Origin of the sequence: Sporosarcina sp. Marseille-Q4943 (genome assembly GCF_943736995.1) — a bacterium.
In the GTDB taxonomy this organism is placed as follows: domain Bacteria; phylum Bacillota; class Bacilli; order Bacillales_A; family Planococcaceae; genus Sporosarcina.
In genome coordinates this window covers 1,286,276-1,305,889 of the sequence record NZ_CALSFT010000002.1, presented here as the reverse complement: position 1 = coordinate 1,305,889, position 19,614 = coordinate 1,286,276, and the positions used below count along the sequence as shown (strand labels likewise).

Sequence of the window (19,614 nt, the reverse complement as noted above, 5' to 3'; positions counted from 1 at the left end):
GTATCAGAACGGCAGATCCTCATCCTTTACTTGAAACGAACCTCCGACTGATCCATATTGATTGGCATGTTGACCATGAGCGTTTGTGTTACCAGCATATGGATTCGGTTGCTGTTGGAAGCCCCCCTGCCCTTGTGGCTGCTGGTAGTTCTGCTGCCCCTGCTGATTTCCCTGTCCTTGAGGTTTCGGGTCAAGGAATTGGACGAAGTCAGCAACAACTTCCGTAACATACACTCGATCTCCTTTGTCGTTTTCATAATGGCGAGTACTAATACGACCGTTAACTGCAGCTTGACTTCCCTTCTTAAGAAAGTTCGCTGCATTTTCAGCAGCTTTCCTCCAGACCTGGATCATGATGAAATCCGCTTCGTTTTCTCCATTGGCATTTTTAAAGGGACGGTTCACTGCAAGTGTGAAATTACACACTGCTACACCACTCTGCGTATATTTGATTTCCGGATCTTTTGTCAGACGACCTACCAAACTCACGTTATTCATATTGTTCTCCTTTTCTCATGACCGCTTATCAGCCATGACCCTATTTCTCCTCCGTAAAGGGTGACGGGTTAATTGGCTAGCGACACTTTATCGTTCTTCACCGAATTTCTTTTAGACTGTAGTTTTATCATTTTCAACATGTAATAAAGAAATGACACGTTCAGCACGACTTTCTCCATTTCAAAGTCATAGGTGGACAGTGAGACTCTCCATGCTGCCCTTCCTATTTCAGCCCCTTCAATTGCCCAGCTTGATCTTTCCGCATCTTCTTTCACATATTCAGCCAGTATTCGGTTGAATAGCAGATGAATTTGGGTTTCCTTACACGAGTTCATGACAAAACGAAGCAATTCATCCTGTCGTTCCTCCTGATTCTCGATATGGGCGACAACAATGAACATGGCAAAGTGTTTCACCAGCTGTTCGTGTTCATATCTCTGCCAGTCTCGCAAAACCGCTTCCCTTTTCTTTTTAAACTCAGGCCGGTTCTTCCGTTTATATTCAGCCCAACCAATTGTTCGAAGCTGTCGTGCATTCAATCGCTCAGCCGGATGACGTGGTTTCTTCCTTTTTCCGAAATACTTTGTTCGTATATCTTCATAAGGAAGACCGGATAGCTTCGATTCAAAGTCCAAGACACCACCGGAAGCACCACAGAACCAACATTTATAGAGTTGGTCCTGTGTATTCAACGACAAATAGAATTTATGTCCTTTGCCCGCTTTGGAATCCTCTTCGCAAAATACGCATTTGCAAAGTGTTTCCTTTTTTCCATACGTGCGTGGATTGAAGTTAACACCATATCCCTCTGCAATTTTCAGGATTTCAGGTAGCATGATTAAGCCACCCCCTTATCTGCATCCCCCAACTTCTCGAAGAACGTAAATCCGTTTTCTGTACGGGTCTGCATGGTGAATTTCTCACCAACAGATAGATGTTTCGTTTGTTGAACAGCCTCTTCTCCTTGGGAAAAAACCATCGTTTGAGCATTGCTGGCGACATTCTTCACATACATCTTTGCGAAGGAAATGCCGGCTGGTGTCGTACCTTGCTCATACTTTTCCAAGATGAATGCATCAACTGGTTCAGAAGCTGTTACTTTTTCCTGTAGAATGGGTTCTTGTTCAATATCTTTTTGACCCGATTGCATTACAGATTCAGACTGTGCAGGGTTCTCGTTCTTCTGGTAAGAAGTGAACTCTACAAGGAAATTGAAACCACTCTCTTTTTTGATGACCATGGACAACTCTTCGCCCATCGGTACTTGGCTGAGTGATTCGATCATTTCCTGTTTCCCTTTGACGAGAACCAGACTCACTTCTTTGCTCTCTTTATCCATGACATTCAATTTTGCGAATTGAACATTTTGCGGACTTACTCCTTTTTCAAAACTTTGCAGGATGAATATCCCCTCAACATTTTGGTCATTCGACTGCTGAGCAGTTGCCTCGGCATCCAGTTGATCAGCTAGACTCTCGTTCTGCTTTTTAGGGACTGAAGAAGAATTCATAGGTACATCCATGTTCCCGTCATTACCATCATCATTCTCTTCAAGCGACATTTCCTCACGAGTGTATAAACCACCCAACGGGAATTGACGACGAAGCACGAAGACCTCAGCAATCTTCTGGATCATTGCGGAAGGCATCTTATCCCACACATTTTTATTACCGTATCGATTATTCAACTCCCCGGAGTTCGCTTGGAAGTATTCCTGGAAGTCGACAAACACGGCTACTGGTCTGAATCTCTTATGATGCATGACTGCATAAGCGCCAAGTATCTGACCACGCTTCTGACCGAACTCGTGACGCACGCTGCCTTCAGACGGGATGAACTCGAATTTATCCCCTTCCCGAACGACATTGGCAACCGGCGGCCCGACATATCCATCTTGGGTGGTTGCGACACGTAGAAGCCCATCCCTAGTAGTGATGAAGCTAGTAACGGGACCGTTTTTAGTTTCATAGCGCTGGAACACGATATCACCCAGTAAAGGATTCAATCCAAAGGTTTCACACACTTCGATGAAATGGTTCGCCTCTTCTTGTGTCCCATTCGTGGGCTGAACAAACCTGCTCCAAATCAATGATTTCTGCTCATTTGTAAACGACAACACTTTTTCCATTCCAACCATCTCCTTTTATAATTTTAGAAATAAAAAAAGCCGACATCACCCGCAAGGGATCAATCGACTTTTGAGAAACCAACATAACAAAACGAAAGCAATTTTGTTTTCATTTTTTTCGAAGCACCCTTTCTGATTTTTTTAAAACAAAAAACCGATCTCTTCCAAAATGGAATCGATCGGCTTTTTAAATATATATCACGCAAATAATGCGTATATATCTATTGGTATTTTTTGACGCAAGACGTCTGCCCGAGTTTTCAATAGATATATAAACTCGAAGACAAAAAATTTGTGTCGCATCTCCTTAAACAAAGCAAGGTTTAACGACTTTCACCGGGAAAGTGGTGACGTGAAAACGAATAAAATATGTATACATTATATCTAGTTTAAAAAACGATAGCAAATCTAAGGAAAATGGGTTGTAAGTGTAATACTCATACTGATCTTGTTCCAATCAAGCCTAATCCATAGGTTTACTAATAACTCTTTCTTCACTATTTTACGGTTGTGCAATATTGCATTTTTCGATTCTTAAGAAACATATTTTCACGGTAATCTCTAAAACGGCAATTCTACCTCAATAGATTTTATCATCGATTTAATTATATTTTTAATCTCAACTGATAGATTACAAAGTTGGTCATATATGGGTATAGACATTGTGTATAATCTTACATTACCGTGACTAGTGTATTCTCTTTTTTCTATTAATCCTCGCTCAGCCAGATTAGCTATTACTTCGTTATAGTTAGTTGACAAATCATCCGACAATGCATAGCTTCGTTCCCAGTTTTTAATTTTTTCTAGCGTTTCTTCTGCCATCCATCTGTAGCCAAATCGACGGTCTCCTGTGTTAAGTGTGTATCCTAGCAATAGAATTTCATTAGGGGTCAGCCTTTTGGATAATATTAATTGGTCCAAAGAAATATCACTCATTTCTTGTGTAACTTCATTTTTATCAATGGACTGTACAGGATTATTATGTTTATTTTCGCTTACCAATTCTTTTTCCCTTTTATAATCGATTACTTTATTATATAAATGATTGACTATTCTACTTGAATTATAGGGAGCATATACTGCTTTTCTTCCAAATTGCTCCTTATATTCATCTACCTTTCTAACCTCATCAAAATTTGCACTTCTAGGAATATCCCTATCTACAAAATAAACCATAACTTCTTTTCCCTGCTCAATAAAAATGTTGATTTCTTCAAGCGTCCCAGATGAATGGTTTAATGTAGGAGTTCCTAATTTTGTCCAGAACACGCCAATAAGAATATCGCACTTACTAACCAGCTGTTTGTTTATAACTTCCTGTGCTTCAGTACCACTGTAAGTTGGAGTAACATCATTCTCCCATCTGCCTGGAAGAAGAACAATTTCTGTTTCTTCGGAATATAGATTGTTCCAATCAAAAATTGCCTTTTCAATTTCATTACGCTCTTGATGTACATCTGAAGGTGAAGCAATCAGAACGCGTAATACTTCTGCCTTAAAGGCCATTTTATAAACCTCCTTTTTCAATTATTAATTTTAGCAATTCTCCGCTGATAGGTTAAATTATCAAAAAAACCTTTAATTCTAGGATTGTATATATATTACATTCACTCAGCATTTCCATATCGACCATTTTTTTATAATATCCCCGTTATATGTTTGAGTTTTGCTCGCGTTCACAAGCCTCCCAAACCACTTGTATTGCTGGATGTAATTCCTTCTTTGGAATTCGATCATACAACCTTTTATAATCATATATTTCCTCTCTTAGGCCATCTGCAACTGCATAAGCAACCGTGTCATCATCTATGATTTGTAGCAAGCGATCAAAATCACCCATTGCAGCCCAACGATTAAGCCTATTCCCTGCGATAAGGATACTTAACAATGCATTTTTCTTTACGTCTGGTGAAGAGGTATTTTTAAAAATAATTTCCATTTTCCCAGCTACATTCTCAGCAAATGTAAATGCATAATTTCCCACCTTTTCATCAATTGCTCTTTTATATTTTTCCATTATAGGTTCTAATTCAGTAGCCATATTCGATGCGTATATTTGAAGAATCCTATTAGGAAGCCTATGAAATAATGTAATATAATCCTCCATGTCATCAGTACTATATATAAGTTGAATTAGTCTGGATATATTGTTTGAATCATACTCATTAATTTTTAAATTTTCCTCGGCAACGGTTAACAATTCTTCAAACATCCCTTTAGGGTTCATTTTAGGATCAGTTGTTCTAACCGCATCATGTAAGGCATCCAAAAGTTGGTCAACGGAGTGATATCTTTCATTAGGGTTTTGACGAGTTGCCTTTTGAATTACGTACCATATCCCTATTGGCACGGCATCAGGATTCAATACAGTAGGTCTATGACCAGTTAAAAGTTGATAGAGTGTTTTACCAAGCTGAAATACATCCCCTCTGTGATCTAGATCTCTTGTTCCGCCGTAAATCATTTGTTCCGGAGGCATGTAATCAAAAGTCCCCATATAAATACTTGCTCGTGTTAATATTGTAGTGTCTCGCTCATCGAATTTAGCTAGTCCTAAATCGGACACAACTATTTTGGAACCATCAAAAACCAAGGCATTATCAGGTTTAATATCCCTGTGTGTATGCCCGCTGTTATGAATAGCATTAATCCCCTTACAAATTGATTCAAATACAGCGATCACTTTTGTAATGTCGCCTTGTAGGTTTGAAATTATTTTTGTCACTGGATATAGAGCCATGGGCATTGTAAAATATGGTGGATTATAGTCTACATTCGAATATAAAACTTTTATAACATTTTCATGGTCAATATTTTCCATAATACGTACTTCCCGTTTGAACCGTCGGATGTCTTCTTCAGAATGGGATGTACAGTATTTTAGTGCAATTACATCCCCATTTTGCTGATCTAAGACACTTAAAACTTTACCGAAACCACCTCCACCAATTTCATCTTTTACTATATAACGGCTATCAATTAAATCATCCTTCTTATACTCATCCACAATTACGCCTCCAGAAATCAAATCAATATTTAATTCTAATTTTCTATCTTGCTTTAATTTCTTTTTTTACACTCTGGCCCGTTTGTTGAAAAAAATAATTTACAAACTATTCACTATCGTTAATTTTAACACACAACTATATTAGATATCCTGTTTTTTCCTATAAAAACAGAGTAATTCATGCCTAGTTAAGATACCTCGAAAATTTTCATATTCCCATAATTCTTCCATCCTACATTCTTTCGTTAACTAACTTCCCATCTTCATCTACAAAATAAAAGAGATTTTGAAAATCATCAATATTCTTTAGTAAATCCACGTCAATAGTAATCCTCATTTTAAGGGTATCGGCAATTGGCCTTAGTGGATGTAGATGCCTAATTGATTCTGTAACCACGATAAGTCGCTCGTCGAAATGTTTCCCACTCCACTTTAAATACATGAGTAAATCGTTTACCTCACCTCGTACTACATACACATATATTCGTTTGCCTTGAAATTGTATGGCACCACTAAATGGGTCATGTGTTGGCAGAACTTTTGATCCCGGAAAATGTTTATACAATTGAAAGAACAGAAGACGTTTCAAAACATCCTCTGTTTTGTATTCGACCCAATAATTACTTTCATAACAATCATCCAGCCCCGCAACGACTGCCCCGTTAATTCCTAATGTGTAAATCGGTATAACCTGCTTGTTTCGATGGATTTCATGACGAACGATTTTCTTCTCGGCTACCATTCGTTTGATACGCTTCTTATCCAAAGAAAATAACCGGGTGAGTTGGGTTCCATCAATTAATCCAACAGCTGCTAGTGCTTCTATTGCCTTGCGTTCTTTCGGTGATTCGCCATTCACAAAAGACGATCGTTTAATATTGGATGGTATTCGTGTCCAATGCAATGACCATTGGTGTGATAATGAATAGGGACTAATTTCCATTTGGATTTCCTCCTCTAGTTTGTAATGAATAAGGGGCACGTCGATTGGACGCACCCCCATTGCTATTTATAGTACCCGTGTAATACGAGCACGGATCTGCTCTTTCTGTGCATCAGTTTCCAACACACGGACAAGAACACGATCACCCTTTTTAACGTTTTGGAACTTTAAGTGACGGGCCAATGAATCAACACCTGCCTCCAAATTAATGAACACACCGTATTCGCGGACACCAGAGACTGTACCGACATATTCGTTGCCGGAAGTATATCGACCAATGGAACGGAGCCATGGATTTTCCTGTAAAGCCTTTGCACTAACAGTTACCTTCTTTTCATCCTCATCAATTTCCAGTACTTTAACTTTCAGATGATCCCCTTGTTTGACTTCCTCTGTTAAGTCATCGATCCACCCGTACCTGATCTCTTCCAGAGGAATCTTCACTTCAATTCCACCGATATCCGCACGGACAAGCGAGGGGCTGACACTGCGCACAACTGCAATGATTTCGTCATCCACATCAATTTTCTTTATTGTAATGGCTGCCATGTGATCCAAAGCCGCCGTTCTCGAACCTGTGAAAACTTCCGCTTCCCTGTCGTAATTCAGAACCTTGAATGCGACGGACTGACCTGTCATGGCACGAAGGTGTCGAAGATTGGCTGCTCCTGTAAATTCCATAGGAATGTATCCGCGAATATTTCCTACACTCACCACGGCACACGGCTTATCGAGCAGTTTCTCAATGCCGACAATAGGGGCTTGGATGATGGAATTGTTCTGGTGAGCACCATAGACCTCTTTCCAATCCTTATCAAAGTTATTTACCGCTTCCACTTTCGATGGGTCAAAACCCTCAATTAGAACTTGCATGTTGTTTTCAGCCATTTTAAATTCTCTCCATTTCATAGTTTTATTTTGTTTGGATATTAAACACTTTTTATTTAATCCCAGAATCCGTCATTGGACCTTACGACGTTGCTTGCTTCTTTCTCTTTTATTTTCGGTGGAATTACAGTTTTGACTGTAGATGATTGAGTGGTGCTCTTGCTCGATACTTCTTCTTTCATATCAACGTTCTCTATTCCGGTATCCTGCTTTGTATCTTTAGATAGAGGACTGCGAGATAGTTTTTTATTAGGCGTTACACCAAAAGAAACTAGCGTATCAAGTTCATGCTGAATACTTCGTTCTGCTTGTGACTCAGCCCCCACTTGTTTCACAAGTTCAGATTCAGACGCTCGTCCTTTTTTGATTTTCTTGTGTCGTTGGAAAATGTTACGAAAGCTATCAAGATTCACCTTCTTAAAAGACTTTTGATCTTCCCACTCCCTCAACTCCTTCCAATTACGAGGCACAAATTGACCTTTTGCTAGTGCCGGTTTCTGAGGGGTCCCGTCCTGCAGAAGCTTATGGACAAAGTTGAATCTTGGGATACCGTCCATCAAATCCGTTGGGTCGAACCTATATTCCTCATCTTCAGTATCACGATAGGAATCCGGAAAGAGGTGAGGCAGCAATACACGATTCTTGTATGTGCTCTGCCTCATGATGACCTTGTCCTTGCCGAACTCCTCAGCGAATTCCTTTGCATCTTGTGCAGAGATGCCTCCAAAACAGATTTTGTTCCTACATGATGTAAGAATCGCTTGTTTCATTGCCTTCGGAGCAAGATTTCCCGACTCGATTTCGAGTTGGCCAAGGGATTGAGTCGCAAAAATACCCGCTACCCGATATTCGGCAGCGAGTGATAAGAAAATCTCAACGTCTGGATTAATGTATCGGCTATATTCATCGACAATTAAAAAATGAGGAATCCGAGTATCTTCAGTACCTGGTCTCCTGAACGTACCGTTTTGCAGGTGCATAATCATGAATTGACCAAAAGCATCGCCTGCTTTTCGAAGCTTGCCGAGTGCTGTATTGACCGCGAGTACACCGCCTGTCTCCAAATGTTCATCAATGTTCACATCGCTCCTTCCTGTCATAATGGTTCTCAAGGCTTCGTTACTGACGATGTTTTCAAGTTGCGCACGTAACCCTATGACGAACTGGTGGTACTTCTCCCGCATGCTGCCGAGCAATTCCGACTCGAAGAAATGAACAAGATCCGTCATTCCGTCCCTGTGTTTCAGTTCCGCCACTTTTTGCTGTAGGACGTGCTGATCGCGAAGAGTATTCATTACATCGATAATATCCATGTCGTCTCCATGCAGTTCTTTCAGCAGTTTAGTGACGTTCCTTGCCGACAATTCCTGTACAGTTGCAAAGAATGCATCCTGCTTACCGAACAACCCTTTTAATACGACGACTGTCGCTTCGGCCACAGTATCGGCTTCTCCTTCCATCGGATTGAAACTAGCAGAATCGGTTTTGTTCGGGTCTACATGGATACAAGGGATATCCATTTCTAAACACATTTCATTCACCATTTCAGCTACATCGCCTTTTGGCTCAACGACTGAAAGGCCTAAAGGGACACCCCTTTTCTTTTGAAGCAACAATTGATATATCATCGGTTTCAATATTGTCGCTGTCTTGCCGCAACGGGTTGGACCGACAGCAAGCAGATGTGTGAAGCAATCACTTCCTTGCCATACAATGGGCATTCCCATTTGACTCACCTCCTCTCAATGTCATTTCTTTTTCCAATCACACTTGCCGAAGTATTCATAAATCGAATCCATTTTGAACGGCATGCGTTTTGACTCATTAAAACTGAAAAGGGTGTGGAGTGTTCTTGATATCCTGTGTCTGAGTAATTCTAAGTCCTCTTTACTCTGTTGTTTAACGTTCAAATGATTTGATTGATCACTCTCCTCCCACAACAATTCAGGTAGTCTGTGAACGTTGTAAGAAATACGTTGAATCCAAAACCCCATGTTCTTGCTGTGATTTTTGGTTTCCAACGTTTTTAACAGCTGGATGGAAGTTTCAAGGACTAAAAAACCCAGCTCGTTTAATTCAGCTAGGCTTTGTTTTGCTACATGAGCTTCGACTTCAGGGTAGATGTATAGCTTTTTACTACAGACTTTAGTTTTGAAAAGCACTTTGTGATTTCCTCCTTCGGTAAAAAACAATAAAAATAACACGTTTCATTCAATGGCTGAATGGAACGTGTTATTTTTGTTTTATTTGGTCTTCAGAATAGCAACAACGTTGTTTGAAACCTATACTTCAAGCTTTAGTTTAATACTGATTTGCTTTCTATCCATTTTGAAATGCCCAAAGTGTACTTTTATTTCTATATGGATTAAAGCACAATGGGGAAGTTTTGTTTAAAATATCCCTCACTATAAAGTGAGGGATATGATTTTAGCAATATTCTATTCAACTGATGATAGTTCATCTTCAGTCACCCATTTATGATATTCGACTTCTTCCCCAGTTTTTGTATCTGTATAGCTTACCATATAGACAGTTGTATCTTCTGCCGAATCAATGGTAGCTGTAGCTCCTTCCATGCCCTCCATATGATCTGCTTCAAGGACAACTTCATCCCCTTGCTCATATGGCTGTTCCTCGGCATTTTCAATTTCTTCATGAATAACCCACTTGTGATTTTCAACTTTTTCTCCACCAGTAGTAGGCGTATAGGTTACAGCATATACAGTTGTATCATAAGCACCATCAATAGTTGCAACAGCTCCATCCATGCCTCCCATATGGTTCGCATGCATTACTGCTTCGCTTCCAACTGGATATGTTGGATTTTCAGCATCTGCTAAATCCTCTGGAACTTCACCTGAACTTGAATGGTTCATACCAGAATGATCCATTCCTTCCATTTCTTCAGAGGTATCTGATTTCTCTTCAGACTGTGTTACGTTTTCGGTTGTGTCATTTTCTGATCCAGCGTTACTATCAGACGTATTTTCTCCATTGCCACCGCCACAAGCTGCCAATATAACCGTCAGCAATAAAGCTACAATCCCTATCAGTAGTTTCTTTTTAAACATGTTATGCAACCTCCATTTAGTAAATTTTATGTCAATTGCTTGCATTTATTATACCCTCTTCTCTAAATCGTGAATCTAATACAAGAAAATGTTTGAAATTTGTCAAAATCCAACGGATTTATACTTTATTATTTAACACAATTTTGGGCTGGATGGAAGTTTGAAGTACAAGAAAACCCAGCTCGTATAATTCGGCTGGGTTTTGTTTTGCTACATGGGCTTCGACTTCCGGGTAAATGTGTAACTTATTTCTACAGACTTTAGTTTTGAAAAGCACTTTGTAATTTCCTCCTTCTATAAATAGGCAATAAAAATAACACATCTCATTTAATGGTTAAATGAGATGTGTTTTGTATAGGTTTGCAACATGTATTTTATTTATCATCTAAAGAGTTGTTTTAAAACCTTAGCCTTGTTTAACTATTCAACAAGAAGTTTTCTTTATATCAAGTTGCCCTTTTAGTTGAAGTAATTTGTTCTTAATAAAAGGATCGGTTTCTGAAGGTAATTGGTCTAAGTTAAAAAATTGAGCTTCAATTGCTTGATTCTCATCAGGAGTTAGTTCTCCTTCAAAGTCTGCGCATAAATAACCAATTGCAACAGTATGATACTGATCGCCACTTTCCTCTACACGATTAATTAATTCTTTGCCAGAATAGACACCAAATAACTGCAATGTATTTAACGTGATACCAACATCTTCTTGTACAGTTCGTTTAATACACTCCTCAATGGACTCATTTAACTGCAAAACGCCACCAGGAATACCCCATGTTCCACCTATGTATCGATACAATAAAATATCTTCTGATTGATTGATGATCGCTACACTTGGTCGGACGATGATTAATGGGGAATTTCCAATCATCTCTCTCATCTTTTCGCAATAATCCATAAAAACCTCCTAAGACATTTGATTCATATAACACCACATAAATGAAGGTTTAACCTGCACAACAAGATAGTTTTGATACATCTTTATCAAACGTAAGGGCAGCTAATTTTAATCCTTCTGCCATTGTTAAATATGGAGCCATGGTTTCTCGGAGGTCCTCCACGGTTAAACCGAATTTGACAGCCAGTGTCACCGCATAAATTACTTCTCCTGCATTTTCTGCTACCACATGAGCCCCTAATATCTTCATTGTTTTTGCGTCTGCCACTAATTTAAAAACACCTGTTGTTTCTCGATTAACCAAAGCTCTCGGAACGGCATCTAAAGGCAAGACGGATGTTTTCACTTCATAGCCTTGCTCTTTTGCTTGTTGCTCCGTTAAACCAACGGTTGCAATCGCTGGAGCTGTAAACGTAACCCCTGGAACCACTTCTAAATTCAGCTTTTTATTCAGTCCTCCGATGGCATTTCCTGCTGCAATTCCACCTTGATAAGCTGCCACATATACAAATTGAGGAACAAGCGTCACATCTCCTGCTGCATAGATGCTTGAATTCGTTGTTTTTGAATACTCATCGATCATAATTTCACCACGCGAGCCTACTTCAACACCAGCTACCTCTAAATTCAAAGTCGTCGTATTTGGTTTTCTTCCCGTCGCAACAAGTAACTGGTCTGATTCAACGACTTTTGTCCTGCCATCTACCGTTATATAAACCTTTTTTATCTCGCCATCTTGTTCAACACGATCAAAAGTTGCCCCTGTTACTAAATTAATCCCTTGTTCTGTTAATGCTTGCGTGATTGCTTCTGAAACTTCAGGATCGTATTCCTTTAACAGTCGTGGACTTCTTTGCATCAACGTTACTTCTGAACCCAAATGATGGAATAGTTGTCCCAATTCCATACCGATATAACCTGAACCAATGACTGTAAGACGTTTTGGAACCTGTTTTAATTCAAGTAATGATGTACTTGTTAAATAATCTACCTCTTCTATTCCAAGAATCTTTGGTACAGCTGGTGAAGCACCTGTCGCGATTAAAAATCGTTTGGCTGATAACTGTATGCCATTCACTTCGACAGTTTTTTCATCCACGAATTTCGCTTCACCTTTTATTAATTCAAAGCCATAGTCATCAATTAAATCAACATATTTCGAGTTTCGAAGATCCGTCACCAAATCGTTTTTCTGCTTAATTAATGGAGTCAAATCGACATTGCCTGCTGACGTGTGCAAGCCCACAAACGGATTGTTTTTTGCTATATGATTGATTTCTCCAGCTCTTAACAGCGTCTTTGAAGGAACACATCCGATGTTCACACATGTTCCACCCACTGTGCCACGTTCGATGATTGCCACGTTCGCTCCGTATTTCGCGGCTTCAATGGCAGATGAAAAGGATGCTCCACCAGAACCAATGATAATGTAGTCATAATCATAATCGCCTTCATCTCCAAGTTGAACCGATTCTTGCTGTTGTACTTCTTCTGTCTCTCCAGGCTGGTATTCGGCATCAGAAATTGCCTTTTTCGCTATTTCCACCTCCACGTCATTCGGAAGTTCAAAAACAGCTTCCTCGCGAAGAAAATCCACTTCAATCTCTTTTGCACCGATGTTTTCAAGAGCAACAGCAACATGTTCTTCACAGCCCGTGCAAGTCATTCCAATGATTTTAACCCGATATTTTTTCACTATTTATTCCTCCTTATATTTATAAAATCAAGGGTGATATTCAATCAAAGATTATCGTTTCGATAATTGGACATTGATGTAATGCTTTTTGATCTGGACATCGACTTTTTAAGTCCCTTAACATTGACTCAATACGCTTTAAATCTGCAATTTGTTCCTGAATTTCTATTTCCTTTTTTGATACAAATTCAAATATATTTTTGCAACGAACTTCATCATTATCAACAACTCCAAGCAATTTATAGATTTCATTCAATGAAAAGCCAAGGTCTTGTGTTCTTTTGATAAATTTTACACGTTTAATATCATCATCTGAATATATCCTATAACCTTCATTCGTTCGTGAAGGCTCTTTTAATAATGCTCTTTGTTCGTAATATCTAATCGTCTCTTTATTTACATCGCATTTTTCTGCAAATACACTAATTCTGTAACTCATATAACTCACCCCTATAAACATTATAAACCGCGTACTAAGGTACGCGGTCAAGTATAATAATAAATTTATCTTCTTCAACTAACCTCCTTAAGTAGAACAAGAAAAAAGAACCGTTAAAGCGGCTCGATGATCTTCAAGAAAGTACCCGATACTTTAATAGCATTTTCTCTTTACTATTAAGTTGTTCAATAAACGAACAGCTTTATCGACCTACAATAAACTTACCAATAATAGTCTCTCCATCAATATCATACAAAGGAATTTCTCTTGGTTTAGCTTCTTTTGTAAGTCTTACTGCTTCAGCAGGAGTTCTAGGCTGTGGACCATCCAAATCTACTTTTTTTACATAACCTATTGTACCGTTCTCATCTGTTGCCAACATTAAATCAGGATCACCGAAAATAACCGCCATGTCTTCCATATTTGGTCCATAAGTTTGTCCATTATCATTTATCGGATAGCGGCCATTTTCTAAAATGCTTTCCCTGGTCGGTATAAAGACATCCATCTCTGTCTTACTGCTATTATTATCTTCAGCTTTTGGTGATGTTTCTTGTTGTGAACAACCAACTAACAAGAGTAACGAAATTACTGCTAAGACAAATAAATTCTTCCCCATTTTCTCCCCCCTCGTATCATTAGACAACTTGTATCTCTCACTAAACTACTCGTTGGTTCAATAAGAAAAAAGGCTTTACACCTTCTTGAAGTAAAGCGTACTTTAGTTGAAGAAGACTTTTTTAGTCTGAGATAATGATTACATTTTCTGCAACTTGCTTTTGGTCAGTAGAATTTGGGTTTTCAACTAAATCAAAGGATACTTTTTGACCTTCTTTAAGGAATCTGAATCCATTTAGAAATCTTATTTTATCAGGTAAAATCGAACTAAAATGAACAAAAACATGATTTCCATCTTCACCATCAAGCATTATACGGCCATAACCTTTCTCTTCTTTAAACCATTTTACTATTCCTTCCCGTTTCAAATTAATTCGCCCTCCTTCTACTCTTTTCTTATTAAACTATCCAACCACGGTAGTTCAATAAGAAAGGGCTTTACACTTACCATAATGCACCAGTTGGCTATCTATAAACTGAATTATAACTTACATTTCGAAATTATCCAACTCAATACCAACCCAAATACATATACTGCAATTTCGAATTTTGATCAATTATCATCATTATCAGTGGATGCACCAAGCACAATTCTGACATCACCACGTTCTATTCTCTCCCTTTCCTCCTTCCTTTTTTCAAAATAGCTTTTGTTCGGCTGTTCCTCTATACGTTGGTTGCCGCGCTTCTTCTTGTAGGAGATTTCGGCTCGTATGATGACAATGTTCAAGTAAACAGCAACTATCACTAGCAACACCAACGTCATTTTCATCATCGTTAACCGGGAAAGGAACTTTTCCATATTCCACGCTGCGTGAACAAGGCTTGAAAGAAACATGGACGCAAACAGGGACATTGTGAACGACATTAACCTATCCAGTTTCTTGTATTTCTGTTGTTGAAGTCGCCTAACGATGAAATAGATGACAGTGACTGTCAGCCCAGAAATGAGAATCAACTTTGCTGTCGGGATGTAGACAGCATTGTACATAGCTGTAACGCCCAATGCTGCAGTTAGAAAACTACTCACCGCAATGAATACTTGCAATACGATCAACCCTTTCTGCTTCGGGCATTCGTCACTTCAAGATTCAACACGAAAACGAGTTCGTCGGTCAGCAGTTCACGCATGGTTCGGTACATTCGCTTTTGCTCCTTTTTGCCGAGGTGTACGGCTATTTCATTATTGAGGAACTTTTCGTGTGCTGTAAGTTTCGTCATCTCTAGCAGTTCTGGAATGACTTGATTATTGGTTTCCATGTAACTTCCCCTTTCGTAAATTAGGTATTGTAAATACAAAACGCATTCCAAAGGACACTTTATATAGAACGAACGGGTTGGATCGACTTCAGATAATCGATCAGCTCCCTTGAATCAATTTCAAGATAATCGACATGATGGATTTCGCCTAGTAATTGTTCGTGCATGGGCCTCGTCATGGAAGTGGTCACCAGTAGCACTTTACGACCGTCCAGTTCGTACATTTCTTTACGGTAATGACGGACATTGTAGATTTTGACCAAATCGGTATCGAGAAGATTCACGAGATACTTTTCTTCGCCTTCATGACGGACGATCCGCTCCAATCCATCGTATATTTTCTTTCGGGTATCTTTGAAATCCGTTTTAAAGGACAAGTCGTATACTTCAAAGTCTTCCAGAAACCTCATGACTTTTTGTTCATCTTCAAAATGACGCAAATAGTATTTGGCGAACGTGTACGGGAAAACTTTCAGGCTTTGGCATTGGACAATGACAGACGTATTGGTTGAAAGGTGCTCGACAATCGTCTTGTAGCTTGCTGCGCTTTTGGCGAAAAGGATATAGTTTGGATTGCTGACGTCCATCAGTTCTTTGGATACCTTCATGAGATTCTTCATTCCAACTCCGTGGAGAAACATGTAGAAGAGGTAGTCTGTTCCCCTAGGACTTTTCAGCATCCCTTGTACATTTGCCCCTCGGTTCAGTTCGAATTTCGCCTTCACACTCCTGCTGTCTTCCATATGCCATCCATACGCTTCCAAATCAATCATGACGTCATTGGTGGAAAGTAGGAACGGTAAGTGACGGACGTTGATGCGCAATTGGTCTGCCCGCCGTTCAACAGGCACCCCCTGCTCTCGCAAGCAGGAAATGCCCGTTTCACTGATACGGTGATACGAGCCTTGTCTGTTCTGATTCACCAGATAGCCGCTGATTGGATGCGTGCTGATCAGTCTGGAATTTCGCAAGATGCGGAGTTTCTTGTACGTGTACCACCGTGACAGTTCGTAGCGTCGCATGATCTGCTCCGTACTCAATGCACGGTATTCGTAGAGTCCCGTCAGTATCGCAATATCCAAAGGTTGTAGTATCTTCACCACCTGTTTTTTGTTGGCTCGCGCCATTGAATCCTCTCCTTTCGTTAATTCGTGGGGACTGTTTATTTTCGGTCACTTCTACACGGAGTTACGAATTGCCTCAACTAAACCACTTGAAGTTGTACAATTCGACTGATTTTCTATAAAGCCACTTACTCCATAAATTCAACTCAGAAACAACGGGTACAACATAATGCTTAAATCGGGTACAATATTGCATTTTGATATGAATCCTTATATTGCACCCGAAAATGCTGCTATTTCGCTGGGTACAATATAACCGAACCAATCAAACTGTCAGCCCCAAAAATGAGGAGCTACAGCATCCGATAATTGCTCCATGACATCCTCCGGTTTCAGCTCATTATCATCGTCTTTTACCTTGATATCAGATTCGTATTTCTCCAATATCCCTTCCTTAATTGATGGGTCAGGAATATGACCCAATTGATAATTTCTCTTTTTAAGTACCTCAATGAATTCTGCAAAATTGTCTTGTGACACAACATATACCTGGACATGATTGCCTCGCGGATCTAAAAAACCTATATCGACATTCCATACTCGCCACCAGCTGTCATCCCCAATTAAACCCGTGTGCCGGATTGCATCCTGAATTAGCTTTCTGTTGCGATTATCCAAATCACGGATGAGTTTATTTTCATAATGCTGAGCAATGATGATGACAGATTTATCGAATTGGAAATCAATCTTCGAAAAGTCATAAGCATCGATGGTTGCTCTGAAATAATAGTGCCTAATCATTGCAAGGTAATCCCGGTCATCCTCTTTATATAAAGGAAGGGCTCCCTCAAAGGAAAATTGAAAAACCGGGTAGCCATCGATTAGCATCGGCTTTACTTTCGCCATCGGATAGACCGTTGTCCGTCTTATTGCATTCCTATTACCACCTATCGCATTGATCCGGGACATTAGGTAGACCTTCATTCTCTCGATATTCTTCAATTGCTCAAGTAGCAAAGTCTTTTCTTCCTCCATCTATTTCACTCCTTTCTACATCGGGGACGTTAATTCATATCATGAACCCTTGCTATGACTACATTTTGGATATCTAACGTCGGACGTTAGCGAAGTTTATGAAACACAAATAACCCAACGTCGGACGTTAGGTAGAAGAAACCTTATAGCACTAAGGTTCAAGCGGTCTTTTTACGTCCGACGTTCAATTTGTTCAACGTCGGACGTTAACAGATAGAAATGCTTTGAAATCAACGATTAAAGGCTATATTAACGTCGGACAAAAGGTTATTCATCATCGACCGGCTTATATTCCGACAAATAAGGCATCGGATCTTCCTTCATACCAGCGCGAATGATTTCAAAGTGAAGGTGATTGCCAGTTGATGTTCCTGTTGAACCGCAAGTGCCGATCACATCACCTTGCGAAACAGTCTTATTTATCCCAACTGCCACCGAATCCATATGTGCGTATAGCGTAGTGATTTCCCCATGATTGATCATTACATGAAGGCCATAACCGTTTGACCACCCGTTCTCGGAGGCGAAAATGACATTTCCGCTCTGTGCTGCAAGTATCGGATCGCCATTCGTACAGGCAAGGTCTATACCTGTATGGAATCGTTCATCACCATAGACAGGGTGTATCCGATAACCGAAAGGGCTGTTAATCTTCAGTCCCGACAATAACGGAATCATCCAGTCGCCAACAACATGAACCTCGCAGTTCATCGTCAGACCGCCAAATTGAGCAACGAATTTTGTAACTGCTGGCACCCAGTGGTTGTTAAGACCAGTGGGGTCATTATCAGCCCCAATGGGCGCATAGGCGCTTCCTAAATCGGCAATCGTAATCAATCCATCCTTAATGATTCGATTGTGCAATGTTTTCCCCATGGCTTCTATGCCCTCTTCAATGGTTGAGAAGGAATATAAGAAACGACTGCCAGTTGCAGGGTCCATCAAGCCACCCGGATTATTCTTCAGCATGACAGCCGCAGATGTTCCTGAACCGGTTTCATGAAAAGCGATAGCAGCCATCAATACCGGGTCTATACTGTATTTTTCAGCAACCTCAATAAAAACCGTTCCTTTGTCAGTAAATTTTCCGGCATTGTTGAACTGGGAGAAGAATATTTCTTCACTGATTTCCCCGTCCGGTCTACATACAGCACCTCCCGCAAAATTCCATCTTTCATCATCTTCTTCTGTGAAAACTATAAACACGCCGAAGAAGAGGAACAGGGCAAGAATGGATAACAGAAGAAGCAAACCTGGGCTGGCTAAGATAGGCACCAACCATAGCAACTTTTTCATGTCACTTGATTCCCCCTATCTCTTTTGGTCATAGTTCAAATAGAAATCAGTGATCTGGAATTTTCCGTTGCTGTCCTTTTCAAACATCATGCTGTAAATATCGGTGTCCTTTCTCACATTGCCATCGCTATCCAACACTTCGCTTACAACGACACCATCCCATGAAATTGCAATCAAAGTAGGCGCGACAGGTTCTTTTAATTCTACGGATAGAACTTTACGGGAAACGATACCTTCAACATCCTTCATCCCTTCAATTTTTTCAGCCTTGGCATCTCTCAGGTAATCAATATGGCTTTGAATCAAAACCCCCTCGACGGAATTTATATGTTCGGTTGGTTTCTTCCTATTAAACCTGTGGAATTTGGTTACAAAGTCTTCGGCCATCATCTTCGTTTCATCTAAATACTTTTCAGGAAACATATCAATTTGTGTTGGTTTTTTAGTGACTTCATCGGGTACTTTCAAATAGTTTTTTGTGAAATTGTCATCCGTGTTTTCATTCACTTCTTCAGATTTCATTTCTTTATTACTGACGTTTTGATTTTCTGATCCACCTTCCTTCGAAGTATATTGCCAAATCCCACGATTTTCTTTTGACGCTAAATCTTCAATTGCCTTCTCTTCTGCTTTCTTCTCCTTCGCCTTATCAACGATACCTACAATAAAACCCAATAATAAAAGCGTGACAGAGAGACCTATCACGCTAAACATGAGTATTCGTTTTGTTTGTTCATTCACGTGCTTCCAACTCCTTCAGTGACATTCTTGCT

At 39.8% G+C, this 19,614-nt stretch carries 21 protein-coding genes; all 21 read right to left on the bottom strand.

What is annotated here, in order from left to right:
* Positions 1-3: 3 nt before the first annotated feature.
* Positions 4-498 (bottom strand): single-stranded DNA-binding protein, encoded by a 495-nt coding sequence (locus NIT04_RS06350; RefSeq protein ID WP_252502744.1) that lies wholly within the window; start codon positions 496-498, stop codon positions 4-6.
* 68 nt (positions 499-566) lie between these two features.
* On the bottom strand, positions 567-1,334 hold the full coding sequence (locus tag NIT04_RS06345; protein ID WP_252502743.1) for a hypothetical protein: 768 nt from the start codon (positions 1,332-1,334) through the stop codon (positions 567-569).
* A 2-nt stretch (positions 1,335-1,336) separates the two neighbouring features.
* A complete protein-coding gene (locus NIT04_RS06340) occupies positions 1,337-2,626 on the bottom strand; it encodes a RecT family recombinase (protein WP_252502742.1) in 1,290 nt (429 codons plus the stop codon).
* A 561-nt stretch (positions 2,627-3,187) separates the two neighbouring features.
* On the bottom strand, positions 3,188-4,135 hold the full coding sequence (locus NIT04_RS06335; protein WP_252502741.1) for a hypothetical protein: 948 nt from the start codon (positions 4,133-4,135) through the stop codon (positions 3,188-3,190).
* Positions 4,136-4,280: 145 nt separating this feature from the next.
* Positions 4,281-5,636 (bottom strand): serine/threonine-protein kinase, encoded by a 1,356-nt coding sequence (locus NIT04_RS06330; protein WP_252502740.1) that lies wholly within the window; start codon positions 5,634-5,636, stop codon positions 4,281-4,283.
* A gap of 232 nt (positions 5,637-5,868) precedes the next feature.
* Positions 5,869-6,579: a hypothetical protein gene (locus NIT04_RS06325; RefSeq protein WP_252502739.1), complete on the bottom strand. Its 711-nt coding sequence runs from the start codon at positions 6,577-6,579 to the stop codon at positions 5,869-5,871.
* A 66-nt stretch (positions 6,580-6,645) separates the two neighbouring features.
* A complete protein-coding gene (locus NIT04_RS06320) occupies positions 6,646-7,467 on the bottom strand; it encodes a S1 RNA-binding domain-containing protein (protein ID WP_252502738.1) in 822 nt (273 codons plus the stop codon).
* A gap of 56 nt (positions 7,468-7,523) precedes the next feature.
* Complete coding sequence (locus NIT04_RS06315) at positions 7,524-9,194, bottom strand: type IV secretory system conjugative DNA transfer family protein (RefSeq protein WP_252502737.1); 1,671 nt, start codon at positions 9,192-9,194, stop codon at positions 7,524-7,526.
* A 21-nt stretch (positions 9,195-9,215) separates the two neighbouring features.
* A complete protein-coding gene (locus tag NIT04_RS06310) occupies positions 9,216-9,629 on the bottom strand; it encodes a hypothetical protein (protein WP_252502736.1) in 414 nt (137 codons plus the stop codon).
* A 276-nt stretch (positions 9,630-9,905) separates the two neighbouring features.
* On the bottom strand, positions 9,906-10,538 hold the full coding sequence (locus NIT04_RS06305) for a YdhK family protein (protein ID WP_252502735.1): 633 nt from the start codon (positions 10,536-10,538) through the stop codon (positions 9,906-9,908).
* A gap of 424 nt (positions 10,539-10,962) precedes the next feature.
* Positions 10,963-11,433, bottom strand: coding sequence for an NUDIX domain-containing protein (locus tag NIT04_RS06300; RefSeq protein ID WP_252502734.1), 471 nt, complete (start codon positions 11,431-11,433; stop codon positions 10,963-10,965).
* Between the two features lie 49 nt (positions 11,434-11,482).
* Positions 11,483-13,129: a mercury(II) reductase gene (gene merA, locus NIT04_RS06295; RefSeq protein ID WP_252502733.1), complete on the bottom strand. Its 1,647-nt coding sequence runs from the start codon at positions 13,127-13,129 to the stop codon at positions 11,483-11,485.
* Between the two features lie 40 nt (positions 13,130-13,169).
* Complete coding sequence (gene merR, locus NIT04_RS06290) at positions 13,170-13,568, bottom strand: Hg(II)-responsive transcriptional regulator (RefSeq protein ID WP_251695164.1); 399 nt, start codon at positions 13,566-13,568, stop codon at positions 13,170-13,172.
* A 202-nt stretch (positions 13,569-13,770) separates the two neighbouring features.
* Complete coding sequence (locus NIT04_RS06285; RefSeq protein ID WP_252502732.1) at positions 13,771-14,187, bottom strand: metal ABC transporter substrate-binding protein; 417 nt, start codon at positions 14,185-14,187, stop codon at positions 13,771-13,773.
* 121 nt (positions 14,188-14,308) lie between these two features.
* Positions 14,309-14,554, bottom strand: coding sequence for a cold-shock protein (locus NIT04_RS06280; protein WP_256470583.1), 246 nt, complete (start codon positions 14,552-14,554; stop codon positions 14,309-14,311).
* 185 nt (positions 14,555-14,739) lie between these two features.
* Complete coding sequence (locus NIT04_RS06275; protein ID WP_252502731.1) at positions 14,740-15,234, bottom strand: hypothetical protein; 495 nt, start codon at positions 15,232-15,234, stop codon at positions 14,740-14,742.
* Between the two features lie 5 nt (positions 15,235-15,239).
* The gene (locus NIT04_RS06270; protein WP_252502730.1) at positions 15,240-15,446 is read right to left on the bottom strand and encodes a hypothetical protein; all 207 of its coding nucleotides are present in this window, start codon (positions 15,444-15,446) and stop codon (positions 15,240-15,242) included.
* Positions 15,447-15,505: 59 nt separating this feature from the next.
* Entirely contained in the window at positions 15,506-16,573 is a 1,068-nt protein-coding gene (locus NIT04_RS06265; protein WP_252502729.1) for a replication-relaxation family protein, read from the bottom strand.
* Positions 16,574-16,843: 270 nt separating this feature from the next.
* On the bottom strand, positions 16,844-17,545 hold the full coding sequence (locus tag NIT04_RS06260) for a hypothetical protein (protein WP_252502728.1): 702 nt from the start codon (positions 17,543-17,545) through the stop codon (positions 16,844-16,846).
* A 267-nt stretch (positions 17,546-17,812) separates the two neighbouring features.
* Positions 17,813-18,841: a peptidoglycan DD-metalloendopeptidase family protein gene (locus NIT04_RS06255; protein WP_252502727.1), complete on the bottom strand. Its 1,029-nt coding sequence runs from the start codon at positions 18,839-18,841 to the stop codon at positions 17,813-17,815.
* 15 nt (positions 18,842-18,856) lie between these two features.
* Positions 18,857-19,582 (bottom strand): hypothetical protein, encoded by a 726-nt coding sequence (locus NIT04_RS06250; RefSeq protein WP_252502726.1) that lies wholly within the window; start codon positions 19,580-19,582, stop codon positions 18,857-18,859.
* Positions 19,583-19,614 lie beyond the last annotated feature (32 nt).

Bases quoted from the DNA above. Each gene is read 5' to 3' on its own strand.
- NIT04_RS06350 (WP_252502744.1), bottom strand. From the start codon at position 498: ATGAATAACGTGAGTTTGGTAGGTCGTCTGACAAAAGATCCGGAAATC.
- NIT04_RS06345 (WP_252502743.1), bottom strand. From the start codon at position 1,334: ATGCTACCTGAAATCCTGAAAATTGCAGAGGGATATGGTGTTAACTTC.
- NIT04_RS06340 (WP_252502742.1), bottom strand. From the start codon at position 2,626: ATGGAAAAAGTGTTGTCGTTTACAAATGAGCAGAAATCATTGATTTGG.
- NIT04_RS06335 (WP_252502741.1), bottom strand. From the start codon at position 4,135: ATGGCCTTTAAGGCAGAAGTATTACGCGTTCTGATTGCTTCACCTTCA.
- NIT04_RS06325 (WP_252502739.1), bottom strand. From the start codon at position 6,579: ATGGAAATTAGTCCCTATTCATTATCACACCAATGGTCATTGCATTGG.
- NIT04_RS06320 (WP_252502738.1), bottom strand. From the start codon at position 7,467: ATGGCTGAAAACAACATGCAAGTTCTAATTGAGGGTTTTGACCCATCG.
- NIT04_RS06315 (WP_252502737.1), bottom strand. From the start codon at position 9,194: ATGGGAATGCCCATTGTATGGCAAGGAAGTGATTGCTTCACACATCTG.
- NIT04_RS06305 (WP_252502735.1), bottom strand. From the start codon at position 10,538: ATGTTTAAAAAGAAACTACTGATAGGGATTGTAGCTTTATTGCTGACG.
- NIT04_RS06300 (WP_252502734.1), bottom strand. From the start codon at position 11,433: ATGGATTATTGCGAAAAGATGAGAGAGATGATTGGAAATTCCCCATTA.
- merR (WP_251695164.1), bottom strand. From the start codon at position 13,568: ATGAGTTACAGAATTAGTGTATTTGCAGAAAAATGCGATGTAAATAAA.
- NIT04_RS06285 (WP_252502732.1), bottom strand. From the start codon at position 14,187: ATGGGGAAGAATTTATTTGTCTTAGCAGTAATTTCGTTACTCTTGTTA.
- NIT04_RS06270 (WP_252502730.1), bottom strand. From the start codon at position 15,446: ATGGAAACCAATAATCAAGTCATTCCAGAACTGCTAGAGATGACGAAA.
- NIT04_RS06265 (WP_252502729.1), bottom strand. From the start codon at position 16,573: ATGGCGCGAGCCAACAAAAAACAGGTGGTGAAGATACTACAACCTTTG.
- NIT04_RS06260 (WP_252502728.1), bottom strand. From the start codon at position 17,545: ATGGAGGAAGAAAAGACTTTGCTACTTGAGCAATTGAAGAATATCGAG.
- NIT04_RS06255 (WP_252502727.1), bottom strand. From the start codon at position 18,841: ATGAAAAAGTTGCTATGGTTGGTGCCTATCTTAGCCAGCCCAGGTTTG.